The sequence below is a fragment of the Rhodococcus sp. DK176 genome (assembly GCF_038447315.2).
Taxonomy (GTDB): Bacteria; Actinomycetota; Actinomycetes; order Mycobacteriales; family Mycobacteriaceae; genus Rhodococcus_F; species Rhodococcus_F jostii_A.
In genome coordinates this window covers 5696898-5716236 of record NZ_CP118321.2, presented here as the reverse complement: position 1 = coordinate 5716236, position 19339 = coordinate 5696898, and the positions used below count along the sequence as shown (strand labels likewise).

Here is a 19339-nt window from a genome sequence, read left to right as displayed (position 1 = left end):
CCCGTGACACCATCGAGCACCCGCGACAGAGCCTCGCGGAGCGTGCGACTCGGCGCCGGATCCGGGTTCTCCGGGGATCGCATCGACCCCGCCGAGAAACTCGCCCGGCACGCCGACCTCGACTACCTGATCTTCGAATGCCTCGGCGAACGCACCGTCGCCGCCGGAAACGCGCGCCGCCTCGAGAACCCGGACGAAGGATACGATCCGCTCCTCGCCGCACGCATGCGCGCGGTTCTCCCGCACACGCTCGCGTCCGGGACCACGGTGATCACAAATGCCGGTGCCGCGAACCCTCTCGCCGCTGCCGAACTGGTCTCCGGCATCGCGTCCCGGTCCGCCGACCGGCAGGTGCGCATCGCTGCGATCACGGGCGACGCGGTGCTCGAGCAGGTGCTGCGCCACGACCCCGTCGTGTGGGAAACCGGGAAACGCCTGGCGGAGCACGACGAGGAACTCGTCTCCGCGAACGCGTACATCGGGGCGGAGGCCGTGATCCCCGCGCTCGAACTGGACGCCGACGTCGTCGTCACCGGGCGTCTGGCCGACCCTTCCCTCTACGTCGCCCCGCTCGCCCACCATTTCGGATGGGACCTGGCCGATCACGAAACCGTCGGCGCCGCAACCGCGATCGGGCACTTGCTCGAGTGCGCCGGACAACTCACGGGCGGGTACTACGCGGATCCCGTCACCAAACCGGTGAAGGGCATGGCCGATCTCGGCTTCCCGTTCGCCGACGTCCTCGCCGACGGATCGGCGACATTCGGCAAACTCGACGGGTCTGGCGGCATACTCACCGAACGAACCTGCGCCGAGCAACTCCTGTACGAGGTGGGTGATCCCACCGCCTATCTCACGCCGGACGTCACCGCGGACTTCGGGAACGTGTCGTTCACCAGCGTCGGACCCGACCGGGTCGCCATCACCGGTGCGACGGGGCGCCCCCGGCCGCAGCAGCTGAAGGTCACCCTCGGCTTCCGCGGCGGCTGGCTCGGTGAGGGGCAGATCAGCTACGCGGGCCCGCGTGCCTACCCCCGCGCCCGGCTCGCCGCGGACATCGTCGCCGAACGGCTCGTGGACGTGCACGGTTTTGCCGAGGCCGCCGTCTCCGTCGAATACATCGGCGCCGGTGCGGCTTTCCGCGGCCTCGACACGGACACCGATGCCCGCGAGGTTCGACTGCGAGTGACCGCCCGCGCACGTACCCGCGAGGAAGCCGACCTCGTCGGCTGGGAAGTGGAAAGTCTGTACACCAACGGACCGGCCGGCGGCGGCGGTGCCCGGCGCTCGGCGACCGAGGTACTCGCGATCCGCTCGTGCACCCTCCCCCGCGACCTCGCATCCACCCGGGTGCATCTCACGGAGGTGACGAAATGACCACGCCCGCAACGGTTCAGAAGATCGACACCCTCGCCGACGTCCGTGCCGGCGACAAGGGGGACACGCTCATCCTCGCCGTGCTGGCCCGGGACGACGCCGCCTACCGTCATCTCGCCCGGAGACTGACCGAGGACGTCGTCGCCGCCCACTACGCTGGACTGATCACCGGCCCGGCCCGGCGCACCTGCCAGCCGAACCTGATGGCGATGGTGTTCGAGTTGCCGGGCGTCCTCGGCGGCGGCGTCACGGGTTCACCCGCACTCGACGGCCACGGCAAGACGCTGGGCTATCACCTGCTGAGCCTCGAAATCTGACGGGTTACGCGGGATTCCGGTCCCGAGACGCCGACAGGGTGGCGGCGAGCGCCTGACGGTCGAGCTTGCCGCGCGGCGTGCGTGGCAAGCTGTCGACCGCGAGCACCTGAACCGGCATGCTCGGGCTGGGCAACGTGGCGCGCAGATGCCGCCAGATCTCGCCGGAACTCGGCCCGTCGCCGTCCATCACGATCGCGGCGGCTGGTGCCTCGCCCATCCGGCTGTCGGGCACTCCGATGCACGCGGCCTCCGAGATCCCGGGGAGTGCGGTCAACGCCGCCTCGATGGCCGCGGGTTCCACATTGAGTCCCGCCCGGATCACCGTGTCGCTGTCGCGACCGAACAACTGCAGGCTGTTGCCCGCCACCCGCCCTCGGTCCCCCACCGTCATCCACCCGTCGGCGGGGCCGTTCACCACGCCGTCCTCGGTGAGGTAGCCGTCGAACAGCATGTCGCTGCGCACGTGAACGAGGCCCTCGCGAATCTCTGCGTCGACGCCGTCGAACAGTTCGCCTGCCGCATGCTCGTCGGCGGCGCCGACACCCCGGTCGAAGGACACGAAGCTCAGTTCGGATGCGCCGTAGAAGTGCACGAGCGACGCATTCGGCAGCACCTCCTGCAACGCCTCACGCCCGGTGCGCGGCCAACGGGCCGCCGACGACAGCACCTCACGGACGCTGCCGACCGGACCGATCCCCGACCGCACCACGTCCCAGGCGATGGTGGGTACCGAGTACAGATGTGTGGCCGCGTCGCGCAGCGAGTGCGTGACCGGTCGCAGATCCACCGTCGCACCGCGAGTGAGCCCGTGCAGCGCGCCGTACAGGAAATGGGTGTGGTCGAGAACTCCGGGCACCGCCACGCGGTCGCCGCTGCCGATGTCGAACGTCGCGTCCGAGCGGTCGAGGGTCGTGGCCCACGATCGCTGATTGCGCACGAACAGCTTCGGCTCACCGGTGGTGCCGGACGTGATGCCGACCAGCAGTTCGGTGCCGGGACGCGCCCGGTCCGCGACGCCGTCGGATTCGAGGCTGTCCGCCGTCTCGACGGTCCCGTCGAATCCCAGTCTCCGTAGCCTGGTGTGCTGGTGTGACGCGGCCACCACGGCGCCGGGTTTCGCGAGCTCGAGCACCCGCGTCAGTTGCGCGGGCAGGAGATGCCGATGCAGCAGCACGACGCTGACTCCCGCGTGCATCGCCGCCGTCACCACGACCAGCGACCCGACATCCGACGTCGGCAGCACGGCGACCCGGTTCATGCCGTCGAGCCCGGCGGCGGTGCGTGTGACCCGCGACCAGAACCGGCCGTAGTCGACGGTCTCGCGCGTGGACACGACCGCTGTCGTCTCCGGGTTCTCGGCGGCCCGTCGAGCGACACGCTCGGCGAGCAGCTCAGTCATCGTCCACTCCCCGTGCGACGAGGGCGTCGCCCATCGCATCCGCGGTCCGGAGGGCGCGGACCAGAACCGGTGTGGCCAGCGCCGTCATCGACCATTGCAACCCGCGCGCCTTCCGCGCCTGCGCCACCTCCTGCACGATTCCCGTCAACAGCGGGATACACCGGATCGCCAACGCGAGCAGGAGTCCGATCCGGTCCGGGTCGACCCCGAACCTCCGCAACGGCCCGAGTGCGCGCGACACCGTGTCGAGCATGTCGGTGACCCTGGTGGTGAGCGTGACCAACGCGGCGAGCGCCACCGAGATCAGCAGCACCCCGCACACGACGACCGCCCGCGCGGGCGAGGTGATCAGCACCTGGAACACGGCGATGATCAACAACATCCACACCACCGGACGCAACTGCGCCACGGCGACCCGCCACGGAATGCCAGCCACCGCGAACAGCAGGCCCACCACCAGGATGACGAGACCGACCTCGAGCGGGGTACGCACGAACACGGTGGCGGTGACGATCGACGCGATCAACAGCAACAGTTTCAGCCCGGCGGGCATCCTGTGCAGGAGCGAGTCGCCCGGGCGGTACAGGCCGATCATTCGACCAACTGCCGGTACGCGGGGACGGCGTCGTCCGGGCTGCCGTCGAATGCGACGAGACCGTCGTCGATGACGATGACCCTTTCGAAACTCTCCAGCAGCGCCAGTTGGTGGGTCACGACGATCACCTGCTGGTCCATCGAATCGAGTGCTTCGGCGACGACGCGGGCGTTCCGCAGATCCAGCAGTGTGGTCGGCTCGTCGGCGATGATCACCTCGGGCCTGCGGATGAGGACGGCACCGATGGCGAGCAACTGCTTCTGGCCACCGGACAGCAGGTGCGCGGGGTGATCGGCGTGCTGGTCGAGCCGGAACCGCACCAGGATCTCCTCGACGCGGGCGGCGATCTCCGGCTTGCTCAGACCGGACCGGCGCAGCGAGAACGCCAGGTCCTCGGACACCGTGGGCATGACGATCTGGGTGTCGGGATCGGTGAACACGAACCCGACCTTGCGGCGCACCTGGGCGCCCTTTTTGGCGGCGTCGACACCGTCGACCGTGACGGTGCCGGAGGTGGGCTTCAGCAACCCGTTGATCATGCGCGCCAGGGTCGACTTGCCGGAACCGTTGGATCCGATGATGCCGACGCGACGCTCGGAGAATCGCAGGTCGACGCCGCGGAGCACCGGGCGGTCCCCGAAGGCATGCGTCACCGAATCGAAGACGATCTCACTCACGACACGCGCTCCACGAGCATCGCGATGCCCTGTCCGCCGCCGATGGCGCAGGCCGCGAGCCCGAGCGCGGGTCCGTCCTCGCGCAGCATCTGACTTGCCAAGCGCACCAGCAAGATCGCTCCCGACGCTCCCCATGGGTGTCCCATGGCGATGGCGCCGCCCTGCGGGCAGATCACGGATTCGTCCAGGCCGAGTTCGTCCGACACCGCCAGGACCACCGACGCGAAGGCCTCGGTGATCTCGACGACGCCCAGATCCGCCACGTCGTATCCGGTTCTCTTCAGGAGTTTGCGGATCGCGGGGACCGGTCCGAGACCGGGCAGCGCCGGGTCCGATCCCGCGACGGCGGAACCGAGGATTCGCAACGCAGGCAGTCCGGCGGACAGCGACTCCGTCGTCACCGCCAGCACGGCGGCGCCGTCCGAGATGCCGCAGGAGTTCCCCGCCGTAGCCGTTCCGCCGGCACCGAAACTGGGGCGCAGCCGCGCGAGCCTGGCCTCGGTCATGCCTGCGCGAATGCGCTGGTCCCGCGCGATGTCACCGATCGGCACGATTTCCGACGAGAAGTCGGCGGCCGCCGCGAGCGTGTGCGACCGCGCCGCGTACGCGTCCTGCCGCTCACGGCTGATACCGCGTACCCGCGCGAGTTCGTCCGCGGCCGCTCCCATGTCGGGGTCGGGGAAGCCGTGCGGCGCAAAGGGAGCGCGGGTGTAGCGCACCGGATCGGCGCCCGACACCGGCGGCCAGAACCGCCACGGCGCCGTGCTCGCCGATTCGACGCCACCGGCCAGAATCAGCTCGTCGGCACCGCTGCGCACGCGGAGCGCGGCCTGCATCACCGCGTCGAGGCCGGAACCGCACTGCCGGTCGACGGTGACACCGGGAACTTCCACGCCCATCCCCGCCTGCAGGGCCGCGACCCGCGCGGGATCACCGCCCGGCCCGAGGCAGTTGCCGAGGACGACGTCGTCGACCTCGGCGTCGAGGCCCGACTCCCGCAGCGACGTCAGGACATCGCACAACACCGGGGCGGCCAGATCGGTGGTGGTCAGATCGGCGAACCCGTGCCCGGCATTGCCGATCGGCGTCCGGCGCGGCGCCACCAGAACAGGGACAGAGCTCATGCCAGCCAGTCTCTCACTCGGCCGCGGGCGACCTTGCCACTGGCGGTCCGCGGCATCGACTCGATCGGCACCCAGCGGCGGGGCAGGGCTTCCTTCGTCAGCATCCGGCGTGCGCGCGAACGGACGTCACCGATCTCCGCGGCGCCGTCGAGCTCCACCACGGCGGTGACGGTCTCGCCGAGCACCGAATGCGGCGACCCGACCACGGCGGCCGCGGCGATACCATCGACCGTCTCGAGGATGCGCTCGACGTCCTCGGCAACCACCGTGGTGCCGCCGACGTTGATCGCGGATTCGCCCCGGCCGCGCACCGTCAGCTCGCCATCATTTCCGAGTTCGGCCAGGTCACCGACGCCGAACCACTCCGGGACTCCGATCACGCTGTACGGCGACCGGACGTACAGCAGACCGTCGCGGATGTCGGCGTCGACGCCGTCCAGCAGCCGGAGCGGTTCGGGCACCCGGCGTGCCGCGACGAGGGAGAGTTCCGCGGCGCCGTAATACTCGACGATCTCGATGCCCTCCGCCACCGCGCGGGCGCCGTCGTCCAGGGCGGTCCCGGCGACGATCGCCGTGCGCAGCTTCGGGGCCTTCCCCACGACCTCACGGAGAACGGCGGGAACGGCGTGCACGACTGTCGCCCGGGACGGGTCGTCGGTGACGCACGCGCCGCGCCACAATGCGTGCACGGCGCCGAACAGATGCATCGTGGCGTGCAACGGGCCGGTGATCAGCACGTGGTCGGTCGCGTCGATGCCTGTGATCGCGGTGAAGGCGGGGAAGCTGTCGAACCAGGAGGCCGCGGTGCGCGCGAGCGGACGCGGGCTGCCGGTGGAGCCGGACGTCGCGACCAGCAGAAACGCGGACGGTGGAATCACCGTGCGGTCCGGGCGCGCGTCGGGGTTCTCGACGATCACCGCCGTCCCCCGCCGCGCCGCCGCGCACACGCAGATCAGGGCGTCCGGGACCGGCAACGTCGACGCGTCGTAGGCTGACGCACCCGAGCCGTGCTCGAGGATCCATCGGTCGATGGCACGGTCGAGTTCGGCGTACGTGTAGGTGCGGTCTTCGAAATCGAGAGCAGGCTGATCGCCGGAGCCGCCGAGTTCGGAACTCACGTACGGATCAGGCCGGGGTACGCGCGATGCACGCTCTTGGCGACCACGGTCGCGACGACGACCTTCAGCAGGTCGCCGGGGATGAAGGCGAGGTTGGTGGTGATGGCGGCGCCGACGCCCAGATCGGTGCGGAGCAGGAGTCCAACGGTGCCGAAGACGTAGATGACGACGATCCCGCCGAGGGCGTTGATCAGGAGACCGAGAACGATCGGGTACTTCGGCAGGATCCGAGCGGTGAGGAGGCCGATGACCAGCGTCGCGGGAATCCAGCCGATGAGGTACCCGGCGCTCGGGCCTGCGAGCGCGGTCAGTCCGGTCCGGCCACCGGACAGCAGGGGCAGGCCGATGAGGGTCAGTGCGATGAACACCGCGACGGCGGCTGTGCCCTTGCGAGCGCCCAGCACCGCGCCGGCGAGGATGACGCCGAGCGTCTGCAGTGTGATCGGCACTCCGCTGAAGCCGACCGTGATGGCGCCGGGCAGTCCCAGCGCCGCGATCAGCGCGGCGAACACCGCGATCTGCGCCATGTCCCGCGCTGAAATACCGAGCCTCGACACCCGAGCACTCTCGACACCTGCCATGACGACTCCTCTTGCTGCAAACTTGAACGACGTTCAAGGTATCAGGTCGGCGCGGACAACGGTGCGGCAGACTCCGTGACGTCGCCCTGGTCGGGCGTCGTGCGCGCCCCGGCCCGCGCCGCTCCGATTCCCGCCGCGACCACGAAGCAGATACCGGCGACGGCAGCGTGGTCCGGAATCTGGTGCAACACCACGAGCCCGATGATCAACGCGAGCGCCGGTTCCAGACTCATCAGCGTCCCGAACGCCGCGGTGTTCAGCCGGCGCAGGGCGAGCATCTCCAGCGTGAACGGCACGACCGGGAGCAGTATCGCCAAACCCAGCCCGATGATCAACAGGTCCGGCGTCATCTTTCCGAGCATCGACGGCCCGCCCACCGCAGTCGCGACCAATCCGGCGACCGGCATGGACACCGCGAGCCCGTTGAGACCGGCCACCTCGTCGCCCACGCGCTGGGTGAGCACGATGTAGAGGGCCCAGCACGCGGCCGCGCCCAGCGCGAACAGGATTCCGACCGGGTCGACGCCGCCGGCCCAGGGTTGCGTCAGCAGCAGCACCCCCACGGCCGCCAGCGCCGGCCACTTCAGGCGACCTCGTCCGTGCAGAACAGCGACGCCGAGGGGCCCGAGGAACTCCAGCGCGCTGGCTGTTCCCAGGGGGATCCGGTCCACTGCGGCCATGAACAGCAGGGTGACCGCCGCCGTGACCACTCCGAGCAGAACACACGCGCCGAGGGACGAACGCGTGAACGCCTTCGGCCGAGGCCGCACGATCACGGCCAGCAATACCCCCGCCCACGCCAGGCGCAACCAGGCGGCGCCCTCGGCGCCGACGCGCTCGGACACGCCCACGGAGATGGCGAGTCCGCTCTGTACGCACAGCATCGAGGTCAGCGCCATCGTCGCGCCGACGTGGGTCGAGTTCCTGGTCATGCCTGCATTGAATGACACCTCGACCGTTCACGTCCACGTGACTTTCATGGACAAACCGTTCGGATATCGCGAACAATTGGGGAGTGGATACCCGCCGCCTGCATCTCCTGCTCGAGCTCTCCCGCCTCGGCTCCATGCGCGAGGTCGCCGAGACACACCGGCTGACCACCTCGACCGTCTCCCAGCAGATCGCCGCACTGGCGAAGGAGACGGGTGCGCAGCTCGTCGAACCGACCGGCCGCCGGGTGCGGCTCACTCCGGCCGGTCGCCGGCTGGCCGACCACGCCGTCACCATCCTCGCGGCCGTCGACGCCGCCCGGCTCGACCTCGACCCCCACGCCGAGCCGGTCGGCACCCTGCGCGTCGGGGGTTTCGCGACCGGCATCCGGGTGTCGCTGCTCCCGGTCGTCGCCGAACTGGCCCGCACCCACACGCAGGTGGACGTGGTGATCAGCGAGTACGAGCCGGTCGAGGCGTTCGCGTTGCTCGCCGACGACGAACTCGATCTCGCACTGACCTACGACTACAACCTGGCACCGGCATCCCCGGGCACCGCGCTCGAGGCCGTCCCGTTGTGGTCGACTCCCTGGGGACTCGGCGTCCCCGCGCCCGCCGGCGACGAACCCGCAGACGTCGCCGCCTACGCCGGTTCACCATGGATCGTGAACTCCCGCAACACCGCCGACGAGGACGCCGTCCGCACCCTCGCCTCGCTCGCGGGATTCACACCGCAGATCGCCCACCAGATCGACAGCCTCGACCTCGTCGAGGACCTCGTCGCCGCCGGCTACGGGGTGGGTCTGCTGCCCGCCGACCGTCCCACGCGCAAGGAAGTCACGGTCCGCCCGCTCACCAACCCGAAGGTGGTGCTGACGGCCTACGCCGTCACCCGCCGCGGGAGGTCGACCTGGCCGCCGCTGCGGCTGGTCCTCGACCGCCTGGCCGCCGTCACCGGTGTCTAGCGGGAGGCTACGGCGGAAGCCGCGTCCTTCAGGGTGCGGGCCGCGACCTGCAGTCCCTCGAGCTGTCCCAGTTCGACGTCCTCGTGTTCGATGTTGACCGCCATGTCGGGGTCGACCCGCTGCAGCGCAGCGAGGAAACGGGACCAGAAGTCGACGTCGTGTCCGCGGCCGACGGCGACGAAGTCCCACGCCGAGTCCTCGGGCCACTTGTTGACGACGTGCTTGCCACCGAGTCCGGTGGGGTTCTGGTCGGCCGGGATGCGGGTGAACCGGTCGTCGAGAACACCGTAGATCTTGCAGTTCTCGTTGATCCGGGTGTCCTTCGCCGCGGCGTGGAAGACGAGGTCGCCGAGCCAGTCGACCGCGGCGACCGGATCGATGCCCTGCCAGAACAGGTGCGACGGGTCCATCTCGGCGCCGACGTTCGTCGCACCGGTCTTCTCGACCAGACGCTTCAGGGTCGGCGGGTTGAACACCAGGTTCTGCGGGTGCATCTCGATCGCGACCTTCACGCCGTTCTCACGGGCGAGCGCGTCGATCTCCTTCCAGAACGGCACCGCGACGTGATCCCACTGGTAGTCGAGGGAGTCGAGATAGCCGCTGTCCCACGTGTTCACGTGCCATGCCGGCCACTGGCCGCCGGCGTGCGCGGCAGGCAGGCCGGACATCGTGACCACCCGGTCCACACCGAGCAGGCCGGCGACCTTGATGGCGTTGCGCAGGTCCTCGGCGTCCTCGGGGCCCACCTCGGGATCCGCGTGCAGCGGGTTGCCGTTGCAGTTCAACCCGGCGATGGAGACGCCGGTCTCGTCGAAGACCTTCAGGTACTCCTGCGGTGACACCTCACCGGAGAGGAGTTCCTTGACGGGCAGGTGCGGGGTGGGCAGGAAGCCGCCCGCGTTGATCTCCGCGCCTTCGAGTCCGAGGGACGCGATGGTCTCCAGCGCCTCGCGCAGGCTGCGGTCGTGCAGGACGGCGGTGTACACACCGAGTTTCATGAGGGTTCCTTGCGTGGTGGGAAGCAGTGGGGGTTCAGGGGTTTTGCGGTTCAGCCGATCTTGACTGCTGCTCCGTCGGCGCGGGCGGACTCCGCGACGGCGGTGACGATCTGCATGCCGCGCAGGGCGTGGGCGAAGGACGGCAGCGGGCCGAGGACGTCGATGCCGGCGATCTGGTCGAGGAACGCACGGGCCTGGTAGGCGAAGAACTCCGCCTTGCCGTGGCCGACGCCGCCGGCATCCATCGGCAGGCCGCCCTGGATGTACGGGTGCTGCGGTCCGATGATCACCCGACGCTGACCGTTCACGGTGCGGTCGAGGCCCTCGCTGGACACCGAGAATTCCGCTGCGCGAGCCAGGTCGAACGCCGCGGAGCCGGACGTCCCGAACAGCTCGAAACCGAGCCCGTCCGGAAGCTGGTGCGCGACACGGGAAGCGGAGAACGTTCCGACCGCGCCGTTCTGGAAGCGCGCCGTCAACGTCGCGAGGTCCTCGTTCTCGACGGGTGCCATCTCACCGGTGGTCTCGGCCTTGGTGTGGCCGTAGGTGACTCCGGCAGGCACGGGACGCTCCGTGATCACCGTGGCGAAGGTCGCGCCACTGATCTCGACGATCGGACCGCACACGAATTCGGCCATGTCGAGCAGGTGGCTGCCGACGTCCGCCAGCGCACCGGTTCCGGGACCGCCGCGGTACCGCCAGGTGATCGGCGAGGCGGGGTCGAGGCCGTAGTCGCACCAGTAGTGCCCGTTGAAGTGGATGATGTCGCCGAGGCGGCCCGTCGCGAGTTCGTCGCGGATCGCCTGGATGGCCGGCGACCGGCGGTAGGTGTACCCGACCGTCGCGATCGTGTCGGCGTCCGCGGCGGCCGCGACCATGGCCTCGGCGTCCGCGATGGACCCGGCCAGGGGCTTCTCGCACAGCACGTGCTTCCCCGCAGCGAGGAGGCCTTCGACGATCTCCCGATGCAGCTGGTTGGCGACGACGACGCTGACGGCGTCGATGTCCGGCGATTCGGCGATGGCCTGCCAGCTGTACTCGGCCCGCTCGTACCCGTACCGCTTCGCGGTGTCGTCGGCGACGGCCTGGTTGGTGTCGGCAATCGCGACCAGACGCACGTCGGGGCGGTCGGTTCCGAACAGCGTCGACGCCATGCGATATCCGGCGGCGTGCGCTCGTCCGGCCATGCCGCCGCCGATGACGGCGACACCGATCGAGTTGGAAGTCATGAGTGGAAGCCTTTCGGTGTGATGTTGACCCGGCGGGAGTGCCCGTCGGCTACCCGCAGACACCCGCACGAGAGTGAAGACGCCCTCCGGCTAGTTCGGTCTATTTGACCGGTCTAGTACGACTACTATGAGCTGAGTCACGACACCCTGTCAAGCCCCGGCCCGGCGGGCCGGCAAGCAAGCCGCACCCCTTGACGAACGCCCCTTCCCCGCGCACTCTGAATGAACTTTCACTGAGCATTGATTCAGTGAATGACAGTTCAGGAGGAAGCGTGGAGGCCATCGCCGCAGGCGGAGGTGTGGCCGGGACCGCGACTGCAATCGCATTGCGCCGCATCGGTTCCGACGTCACCCTCTACGAAACACACTCCGATCCGGCAGGACAGGTGGGCTCATTTCTGAGTCTGGCATCCAACGGACTGCGGGCGCTGGAGGCGCTCGGTTGCCTGGACCAGGTGCAGCAGGCCGGTTTCGCGGTGCCCACTCAGCGAATGTGGTCCGGTACGGGCAGGCTGCTCGCGGAAGTTCCGCGCGGACGGCTGTCGGGGGATCCGCTGTTCAGCACGACGCTGATGCGCGGTTCCCTGGTCGAGGTGCTGCGGAAGTGCGCAACGCAGGCCGGTGTTCGGATCGTCACGGGCCGTCGACTGGTAGGCGCCGAGCCCGCGGGCGACGGTGTCCGCGCGCAGTTCGCCGACGGCGTCCCGGACGAGACCGGCACGTTCAACATGGTCTTCGCGCGCAGCGGCGCCTTTCTCCACATCCCGGCTCCGGACGGAACCGTGTGGTGGTCCGCGCAGGTTGCCGATCCCCGGCCACCGAAACCGACAGATGTCGGCGACGACCGGTGGCTCGACCGACTCGCCGAGCTGTACCGGTTCGAGCCGCAGCCGCTCGAGATCATCAGGGCGACCGCGCAATTGCACCGTCCGACGCTCATGCACACGCTGGCCGAAGTCCCCATCTGGCACGATGACCGCGTCGTCCTCGTCGGCGACGCCGCCCACCCGGTCGGCGCGGGGCAGGGCAGGGCGCCTCCATGGCCATCGAAGACGCCGTGGTCCTGGCCCGGGCACTCGCCGAGGCAGACTCGACCGGGGAAGGGCTCGCCGAGTACGACCGGCTCCGGCGCGCCCGCATCGGGAAGATGGCCAAGGCGGCCCGCACCAACCGCGACGCCAAGACCAGCGGCCCGCTCGCGCGCCGGCTCCGCGACCTCGTCATGCCGATCGCCTTCGGGCACTTCTACGAACGGGCCACCACCTGGCTCTACACCCACGATCTGGGCACACTGCCCGCGCAGGCGGAGCAACCCCGGCCCGCCGAACACTGACGACCGTCGCAGGTCAGGACACGCCCGACCGGGATCCGTCCACCGGCACGGGCGCGGGCGCGGTGGTACGACGCGGGACGAGCCGCGGCCGGAGGACGGTCGCCACCGATTCGGTCCTCCCCCGGTCCAGCCGCTGGATGACCGCATCCACCGCGGTGGCGGCCTGCTCCCGCGGTTGCTGATTGACCGACGTCAGATCGATGTGTGCCAGCTGGGCGAGCACGCTGTCGTCGTATCCGGAGACCGAGACGTCTTCGGGGATCCGCACACCCCGGCTGCGCAGTTCGCCGATCAGCCCGATGGCGCTGCGGTCGTTGGCCGCGATCACCGCGGTGGGAAGCTGCGACCGCCCGAGCAGAGTGCCCGCGGCGGCCGTTCCGGCGCTGTCGGTGAAATCGCCCTCGACGACGTCGATATCGAGTCCGTGACGACGCATGGCACGGGTGTACCCCGACCTCCGGTCGGCTGCAATCGTGCCCGTGCCCCCGCTGAGGTGCGTGATCCGGCGATGTCCCAGCTCCACGAGATGGTCGACGACGGTGCCGATCCCCTTGCCGTCCGCCGTCCGCACGACGTCGACCGCGCTGTCACCGACGCGGCGGCCGACCACGACCACCGGTACCCGTTCCCCGAGCGTGTCGAGCACGTCGGCGCCGAGTTCGGTGCCGAGCAGGATCAGGGCTTCGCAGCGGAAATCGAGCAGCGTTTCGACGACTTTCGGTTCGGCGTGCGTGGGAGTCAGGGCGCCGAGCACCACCTCGTACCCGTGCTCGTCGGCGGCGGCGACGATGTACTCGACCATCTCGGCGTGGAAGCTGTTGCGAATATCCGCCATCACACCCACGAGGTGGGTCCGCCGGAGCGACATCAGGGCGGCCGTACGGTTCGGTCGGTACCCGAGCTCGTCCGCGACGTCGAGGACCCGCTTCCGTGTCTCCGCACTCGGTCCGGGAACGCGACGAAACACCATGGAGACCAATGCCTTCGACACGCCCACGCGGTCGGCGATGTCCTGCATGGTGACGGCCTGCCGGGGCATCGGAACGGAGCCGCCGCTCCGGGCGTCGTCGTCGTTTCGCATGTGCAGACCCTTTCGCTCGCCGAGCACGAGGCACACCCAGAGTAACCGACATAGACCGAAATACTAGACCGGGCTACCTACCCGACCGCAGCTAGCCGAACAGTCCGGGCAGCACGACGAGAACCACCGAGCCCTGCACGAAGCGGCGCAGCGGATCGCCGGCGCTGCCGACTGATCGGTCGGCAACAGGGATCGATCAGGTCCTGGCGCAACCATCCAAGCGTCTTGGCGCAAACGTCCAATTTCGAGGGCCGGCGCGGGACCACTATTGATATGTCACGCCCGGACGTGTCCGGGGTCACACAATCGACGGAGGATCTGATCCCAATGGCAATCGACTTCGACCTGAGTCCAGACCAGGCGGCCCTGCAGAAGGCGGCGCGAGCCTTCGCCGACGAGCGGCTCAGTCTCGTTGAAGGCGTCATCGCCCCGCTTCCGACGCCCGAGGCGCGCTTCGCGGCGATCAAACCGTTCTATCAGGACATGGTGCATGCCGGATTCCTCAAAGCGTTGCTGCCGGTCGAGTACGGCGGCACGGCTATGCCGTCGCTCGATTTCGCCTTGGCGGCAGAAGAACTCACCCGCGCCGACATCAATGTTCCCAGTGCGCTGCTCGGCACCGGATTGGGGCTGCAGCCCATCATCCACTTCGGAACCGCGGATCAGAAGTCCAGGTTCCTGCCGCCCTTCGCCGGCAGTGAACCGTTACTCGCGGCGTGGGCGTTCACCGAGACCGCCGGCGGCGCGAACTTCGACAATGCGGATGCCTCGGCAGGTGTGCAAACCTTCGCGCGCTTGGACGGCGACGAATGGGTGATCAACGGGGACAAGCACTTCACCACCAATGGTTCGGGTTGGGACGGCAACGGTGCTGCGCTGATCAGCGTTCTCTGCCGTACGGATCCGACACTTCCCTTGAACGAGTCGATGGCCGTGATCGTCGTACCCGGGGACACGCCCGGCGTCGCTGTCGAGTCCTATATCGACACCATGGGGCACCGTGCCACGGCATCACCTCGCATCACCTTCACCGACGTGCGCGTGCCGGCCGGAAACATCATCGGAAAGCCCGGTGACGGCATGGAGATCGTCCGGAAGACGTTCAACTGGACCTCGTCGATCATCGGGGCTGCGTGTGTCGGCCGGATGCGGGCGGCATTCGACTACGCCTTCACCTTCGCGAAGAGCGACAGGCGTTCGGGCCCGGTCCCGATCATCGACTACCAAAACGTCGGGTACATGCTGGTCGACATCAAGACCCGCATCGAGGCCGCTCGATACTTCACGTGGAAAGCATGCGATCTCTACGACAAGACGGGCGGCGCGGACGAAGAGCTCGGCCACATGGTCAAGATCTACGCGTCCGAACTTGCGGTACAGGTGGTGTACGACACGATGCGCGTGGTGGGAGTGAACTCCTACGGAGACCAGACACCAATCGCCGGAATCATGGAAGACGTCCTGTGCTTCCCGCTCTACGACGGGGGCAACATGGGCGTTCGGCGCCGGCAGCTCCATGCCCTGATGAAGCGGTCGGACTACGATCCGATGCTGTCCGCCGCCGGAATCGTGGCAGGTTGACCTCGTACGACCGGTCGGCCAACCGACGCCCTGCTCGTGACGCGAAATTCCGTGGGCGTGCAACCGAGACAGCTCTGAAACGTGCGGGTGAGGTGGGAGCTGTCGTAGAAGCCCCACCGCGCAGCGATCTCACTCACGGTCACCGAGTCGGGCGCCACCGCCAGGTCCTGCATCGCCCCCTGCAGGCGTTCGTCCCGAACACACTCCGCGAACGTGGCGCCGACCGCCTGGAACAGGCGGTGCAGCGTTCGCACCGAGACGGCGGCTTCGCGCGCGGCGGCCGCCGCGGTTACCCGGCCCAGAGGGACTGCTGAGCGAATGTAATGGCGGACAATCTGGCGGAGCGCCGCGTCACGACCTTCGGTGCGGGTTCCTCCGGCCGGGGGCTCCGTTACTGCGGCGAGAACATCCGTGAAAGAACGCTCGAGCGTTCTCACCGTGGTCTGGTCGAAGGCGGGGCGTTCCCGCCAGAGGGAAGACATCATTGCCCCGACGACGTTTCCCGGTCCGCTCGTCGTGTCGATGGCGCGCGCCGTCGCTCCGACGCCCCGCACGTTCTCGCTCCACTGATCCCGAGGAATGCGAAATGACAACACCCGCCAACTGGCCGCGTCGTCCGGCTCCCGGAACTCGAGGGTGTACGGGCGCGTCGTGTCGAACACGGCATAGCTGCCCGGATGGACGATGCAACGGCGTCCATCCTGCTCTCCGTGACACGTTCCCTCCAACTGCAGATTCACGAACAAGGCGTCCAGGGGTGCGCGGCGAACTTCCCTGGGACCGTGGGTCAGTAGCTGTGTGCACGAGGAGATCTCGGCGCAGTTGGTCTCGACCAGTGCCTCCGAGCGCACCCACCCAGGAATACCGTCCGGGGTCGCGCTACGCGCAGTCTGGGCACGCCCACGCTGAGGTGCCAGTGGAGTGAAGGCTTCACACACGACATCACCCCAGTAACTCGCCTGATCGCGAGTGCTCAGACCTGAGGTGGACCAATACGGCATGACACCTCCCGGTTTCTGGGCAGGGTCACCGGTGCCGGGTACTCGGAACCGGTGCCTGTTGCACTCCAAATTCTGCGCGTTCCGACGGGGTTGTCAAGAAACTGTCCGGTTTCCACACAGATGACCTTCGGCGCGGGAGACTAGCGTCGTCCACGAGCCGGCGAATGACGAACTGCACTGTGGTTCCCGGCAATTGACGATCTTCCGCGCGGAGAGAGAGCCGCGCCACCGTTCGAGACCACAGTTCACATCCCTGCCCACCATCGGCCGACAGGCCAAATACACCATCGAGGAGCACACCATGACAACGACATCACCCGCACCGTCACCCGAGGTCTCCCGCTTCCTGACGAGTCCCGTTCTCCATCTGATCGACGGCCGGAATGTTCCGTCCGCCTCCGGCGAAGTCTTCGCAACAGTCAATCCATGCAATGGTGAAGCCTTGGCGCAGGTGGCGTTCGGCGGCGACGAGGACGTCAACCGGGCGGTGTCGGCTGCTCGCAGAGCACTCGACGGACCGTGGGGACGCATGACTCCGGCACAGCGAAGCAAGATTCTCTGGCGGGTCGGCGATCTACTGGAGGAACGGGTCGAGGAATTCGCGCTCGTCGAAGCGCTCGACAACGGAAAGCCGCTGACCTACGCACGTCTGGTCGATGTCCCCCTGTCCGCCGACTGGTTCCGCTACATGGCGGGGTGGCCCACGAAACTGGAGGGCAGCACAATTCCGGTCACCTCCACCGCAGCGCCGGGCGATTACCTGGCGTACACCGTGCGCGAGCCGGTGGGCGTCGTCGCCGCGATCGTCGCCTGGAACTTCCCGCTGCTGCTCGCAGCCTGGAAGCTGAGCCCCGCACTCGCCGCGGGCAACACCATCATCCTCAAGCCGGCGGAACAGACCCCGCTCAGCGCGGCGCTGCTCGGCGACGTGCTCCGCGAGGCCGGTATCCCCGACGGCGTGGTGAACATCGTGCAAGGCGACGGCGAGAACGTCGGCGCCGCACTCAGCGCTCATCCCGGCGTCGACAAGGTCTCGTTCACGGGGTCGACCGAGGTGGGACGGCACATCGTCGGTGCCGCACGCGGAAACCTGAAGAAGGTGACCCTCGAACTCGGCGGCAAATCCCCCAACATCGTCTTCGACGACGCCGACATCGACGCCGCCATCGAGGGTGCGGCAATGGCCATCTTCTTCAATCAGGGTGAGGCCTGCGAGGCCGGGTCACGGCTGTTCATTCAGTCCACGGTGTACGACCAGGTCGTCGAAGGGGTCGCCAAGATCGCGTCCACGTTGAAGGTCGGCGACAGCCTCGACCCGGACACGCAGATGGGTCCCGTCGTGTCGGAGAAGCAACTCGACACCGTTCTCGGATACCTGGACAGCGGCAGGGCCGAAGGTGCCACCGCCGTGACCGGTGGGGGCCGGAAGGGGGACATCGGCTACTTCGTCGAGCCGACAGTGCTCGTCGACACCACACCGAACATGCGGGTGGTGAAGGAAGAGATCTTCGGACCCGTCGTCACCGCGATACCGTTCGACGACATCGACGACATCGTCCGGACTGCCAACGACACCGACTATGGTCTCGCCGCGGGCATTTGGACCTCGGATGTGTCGAAGGCCCACAACGTCGCGGCGCGCATCAAGGCTGGGACGGTGTGGATCAACAGCTACCACGTGCTCGACCCGGCCCTGCCGTTCGGTGGTTACAAGCAGTCCGGTTGGGGACGTGAGCACGGTGCGGCGGTCCTCGACGCATACACCGAGACGAAGACCGTGATCCTCAAGAAGGGATGAGCTAGGGACTTACCCGACCGCCAGGGCAGAGTGTGGGCATGGATTCACGGGAGAGCGGCGACTCGCTGGGGATACTCGCCGATGCGATGGTCGGCGAATTGACGGTCGACTCGGCCGCAGTGCGCGATGCGCTCGACCGGGTCGCTACCGGTCCGGCCGACAGGGCGGCGTTCGCGGAGAAGGTGCGCCGGCACCAGGTCGAGCTGACCCGTTTGCGGCGACGGGAACGCGAACTCGGGGTGCTGTTCTCGAGTGCCCGCGAACTCGCCGAACTCCGTGACATCGACGCCCTCCTCGGGCGGTTGGTAAGCCGCGCCCACGAGATGATGGGCACCGACGTCACCTACCTGTCCGAGTTCGATCCGGCGACCCGGGAGCTGAACGTCTGACGAAGAGCTACGACGTCTCGCTGAACATCAGCTACTTCCTCGGCATCGCGGTCGGCCCGCTCATCGCGGACCTATTCCTCGTACTGGGTGCGTCGGGACGCAAGGACATGGCCCGCAAGGAACCGGCGACGGTGTGGCTCGCCCCGGAGATCAAGGGGTGGAAGGGATACTTCCCGAACCCGTTCCGGATGCTCGACGGCAGGCAGACCGCACAGGTCGCGGCGACCGCGACCGTCTCGAGCGCCACATTCGTGTTCAGCCCGGTCGCGATGACCGTGCTCATGGGCGAGGTCGTCGGTTCACGGGTCAAGCAGGGCTACCACCGGTTGACGTCGGTGATCGCCGCGCGCAACGGAACCACCGAATCGACCTACATCGCCGAAGCGCTCATCCCGCTCATCGCGTTCGGTCTGCCGCTGAGCCCGGTCGCGGCAGGCCCGGCCGCTCCCCTGTTCAACGCGCCGCCGGTCTTCACCACCGACGACGGCACCGGGCAGATCCGCAACCTGTCCACGGCACTGACGAACTGGGAGTTTCTGCTCTACGGTCTCGGTGCGGTGGTGATCGCCGCGATCATCGCGTACCCGTTTGCGATGAACTTCGCTCACCGCGCGGCGACGCTCATCGTCCGGTACGTCAGCCACGAGGCGACCATCGCCACGGTCACGGGCCTGGTCGTCGTCATCAGCGTTTGGGAGGGCGGCATCCTCGGCCTCGCCGTCACCCTCACTGTCGGACTCGTCGGCGGTCTGCTGTCGCGAGCGTTCAAGATCCACGCAGGCGTCCTGTTCATGGGGTACTACGTGGCAGTCCTCAGCGTCCCCGCCATCCTCGCGCTCTGACCGCG

19 protein-coding genes and 1 pseudogene are annotated in these 19339 nt (G+C 68.3%); 9 read left to right on the top strand and 11 right to left on the bottom strand.

Annotation, left to right across the window (positions count from 1 at the left end; all coding sequences use genetic code 11):
* Window positions 1-3: 3 nt before the first annotated feature.
* Window positions 4-1377, top strand: a complete 1374-nt coding sequence (locus PSR88_RS26770; protein WP_016883751.1) for an acyclic terpene utilization AtuA family protein — start codon at window positions 4-6, stop codon at window positions 1375-1377.
* The gene (locus PSR88_RS26765) at window positions 1374-1694 is read left to right on the top strand and encodes a hypothetical protein (RefSeq protein ID WP_011597460.1); all 321 of its coding nucleotides are present in this window, start codon (window positions 1374-1376) and stop codon (window positions 1692-1694) included. The genes PSR88_RS26770 and PSR88_RS26765 overlap by 4 nt, the downstream gene beginning before the upstream one ends.
* A gap of 4 nt (window positions 1695-1698) precedes the next feature.
* Here the strand turns inward: PSR88_RS26765 and PSR88_RS26760 are convergent, their stop codons facing one another.
* Genes PSR88_RS26760 through PSR88_RS26730 form a run of 7 tightly spaced genes read right to left on the bottom strand, consistent with a single transcriptional unit; the run spans window position 1699 to window position 8120 of the window.
* Entirely contained in the window at window positions 1699-3093 is a 1395-nt protein-coding gene (locus PSR88_RS26760) for an AMP-binding protein (RefSeq protein WP_016883752.1), read from the bottom strand.
* A complete protein-coding gene (locus PSR88_RS26755) occupies window positions 3086-3688 on the bottom strand; it encodes an energy-coupling factor transporter transmembrane component T family protein (protein ID WP_011597458.1) in 603 nt (200 codons plus the stop codon). The genes PSR88_RS26760 and PSR88_RS26755 overlap by 8 nt, the downstream gene beginning before the upstream one ends.
* On the bottom strand, window positions 3685-4365 hold the full coding sequence (locus PSR88_RS26750) for an energy-coupling factor ABC transporter ATP-binding protein (protein WP_009478291.1): 681 nt from the start codon (window positions 4363-4365) through the stop codon (window positions 3685-3687). Before PSR88_RS26750 ends, PSR88_RS26755 begins: the two co-directional genes overlap by 4 nt.
* A complete protein-coding gene (locus PSR88_RS26745; protein ID WP_011597457.1) occupies window positions 4362-5489 on the bottom strand; it encodes a thiolase family protein in 1128 nt (375 codons plus the stop codon). Before PSR88_RS26745 ends, PSR88_RS26750 begins: the two co-directional genes overlap by 4 nt.
* Window positions 5486-6607: a class I adenylate-forming enzyme family protein gene (locus PSR88_RS26740; protein ID WP_011597456.1), complete on the bottom strand. Its 1122-nt coding sequence runs from the start codon at window positions 6605-6607 to the stop codon at window positions 5486-5488. Before PSR88_RS26740 ends, PSR88_RS26745 begins: the two co-directional genes overlap by 4 nt.
* Window positions 6604-7188: a biotin transporter BioY gene (locus PSR88_RS26735; RefSeq protein ID WP_016883753.1), complete on the bottom strand. Its 585-nt coding sequence runs from the start codon at window positions 7186-7188 to the stop codon at window positions 6604-6606. The genes PSR88_RS26740 and PSR88_RS26735 overlap by 4 nt, the downstream gene beginning before the upstream one ends.
* 41 nt (window positions 7189-7229) lie before the next feature.
* A complete protein-coding gene (locus PSR88_RS26730; protein ID WP_029539564.1) occupies window positions 7230-8120 on the bottom strand; it encodes an EamA family transporter in 891 nt (296 codons plus the stop codon).
* An 83-nt stretch (window positions 8121-8203) separates the two neighbouring features.
* On the opposite strand from PSR88_RS26730, the gene PSR88_RS26725 reads away from it, so the two are divergent.
* Window positions 8204-9082 carry a LysR family transcriptional regulator gene (locus PSR88_RS26725; RefSeq protein ID WP_009478286.1) on the top strand — a complete coding sequence of 293 codons (879 nt, stop codon included), beginning with the start codon at window positions 8204-8206 and terminating at the stop codon, window positions 9080-9082.
* Here the strand turns inward: PSR88_RS26725 and PSR88_RS26720 are convergent.
* Both PSR88_RS26720 and PSR88_RS26715 read right to left on the bottom strand, forming a co-directional pair.
* Window positions 9079-10080, bottom strand: coding sequence for a sugar phosphate isomerase/epimerase family protein (locus tag PSR88_RS26720; protein ID WP_016883755.1), 1002 nt, complete (start codon window positions 10078-10080; stop codon window positions 9079-9081). The two genes, PSR88_RS26725 and PSR88_RS26720, sit on opposite strands and share 4 nt — an antisense overlap.
* 50 nt (window positions 10081-10130) lie before the next feature.
* Window positions 10131-11309, bottom strand: a complete 1179-nt coding sequence (locus PSR88_RS26715) for a Gfo/Idh/MocA family protein (protein WP_016883756.1) — start codon at window positions 11307-11309, stop codon at window positions 10131-10133.
* Between the two features lie 248 nt (window positions 11310-11557).
* On the opposite strand from PSR88_RS26715, the pseudogene PSR88_RS26710 reads away from it, so the two are divergent.
* Window positions 11558-11974: pseudogene (locus tag PSR88_RS26710) on the top strand (NAD(P)-binding protein); the annotation flags it as partial.
* A gap of 374 nt (window positions 11975-12348) precedes the next feature.
* Window positions 12349-12642, top strand: coding sequence for a hypothetical protein (locus PSR88_RS26705; protein WP_237724152.1), 294 nt, complete (start codon window positions 12349-12351; stop codon window positions 12640-12642).
* Window positions 12643-12655: 13 nt separating this feature from the next.
* Here PSR88_RS26705 and PSR88_RS26700 read toward each other — a convergent pair whose 3' ends face one another.
* Complete coding sequence (locus PSR88_RS26700) at window positions 12656-13723, bottom strand: LacI family DNA-binding transcriptional regulator (protein ID WP_083853126.1); 1068 nt, start codon at window positions 13721-13723, stop codon at window positions 12656-12658.
* A gap of 327 nt (window positions 13724-14050) precedes the next feature.
* On the opposite strand from PSR88_RS26700, the gene PSR88_RS26695 reads away from it, so the two are divergent.
* The gene (locus PSR88_RS26695; RefSeq protein WP_009478280.1) at window positions 14051-15304 is read left to right on the top strand and encodes an acyl-CoA dehydrogenase family protein; all 1254 of its coding nucleotides are present in this window, start codon (window positions 14051-14053) and stop codon (window positions 15302-15304) included.
* Here the strand turns inward: PSR88_RS26695 and PSR88_RS26690 are convergent.
* Window positions 15262-16155: a helix-turn-helix domain-containing protein gene (locus tag PSR88_RS26690; RefSeq protein ID WP_016883760.1), complete on the bottom strand. Its 894-nt coding sequence runs from the start codon at window positions 16153-16155 to the stop codon at window positions 15262-15264. The two genes, PSR88_RS26695 and PSR88_RS26690, sit on opposite strands and share 43 nt — an antisense overlap.
* Before the next feature lie 451 nt (window positions 16156-16606).
* Between PSR88_RS26690 and PSR88_RS26685 the strand changes: the two genes are divergently transcribed.
* The 3 genes from PSR88_RS26685 (at window position 16607) to PSR88_RS26675 (ending at window position 19334) form a co-directional block, all read left to right on the top strand.
* The gene (locus tag PSR88_RS26685) at window positions 16607-18103 is read left to right on the top strand and encodes an aldehyde dehydrogenase family protein (RefSeq protein ID WP_029539565.1); all 1497 of its coding nucleotides are present in this window, start codon (window positions 16607-16609) and stop codon (window positions 18101-18103) included.
* Between the two features lie 38 nt (window positions 18104-18141).
* Window positions 18142-18492 (top strand): hypothetical protein, encoded by a 351-nt coding sequence (locus tag PSR88_RS26680; protein ID WP_016883762.1) that lies wholly within the window; start codon window positions 18142-18144, stop codon window positions 18490-18492.
* A 107-nt stretch (window positions 18493-18599) separates the two neighbouring features.
* Window positions 18600-19334 (top strand): tripartite tricarboxylate transporter permease, encoded by a 735-nt coding sequence (locus PSR88_RS26675; RefSeq protein WP_016883763.1) that lies wholly within the window; start codon window positions 18600-18602, stop codon window positions 19332-19334.
* The last annotated feature ends 5 nt before the right edge of the window (window positions 19335-19339 follow it).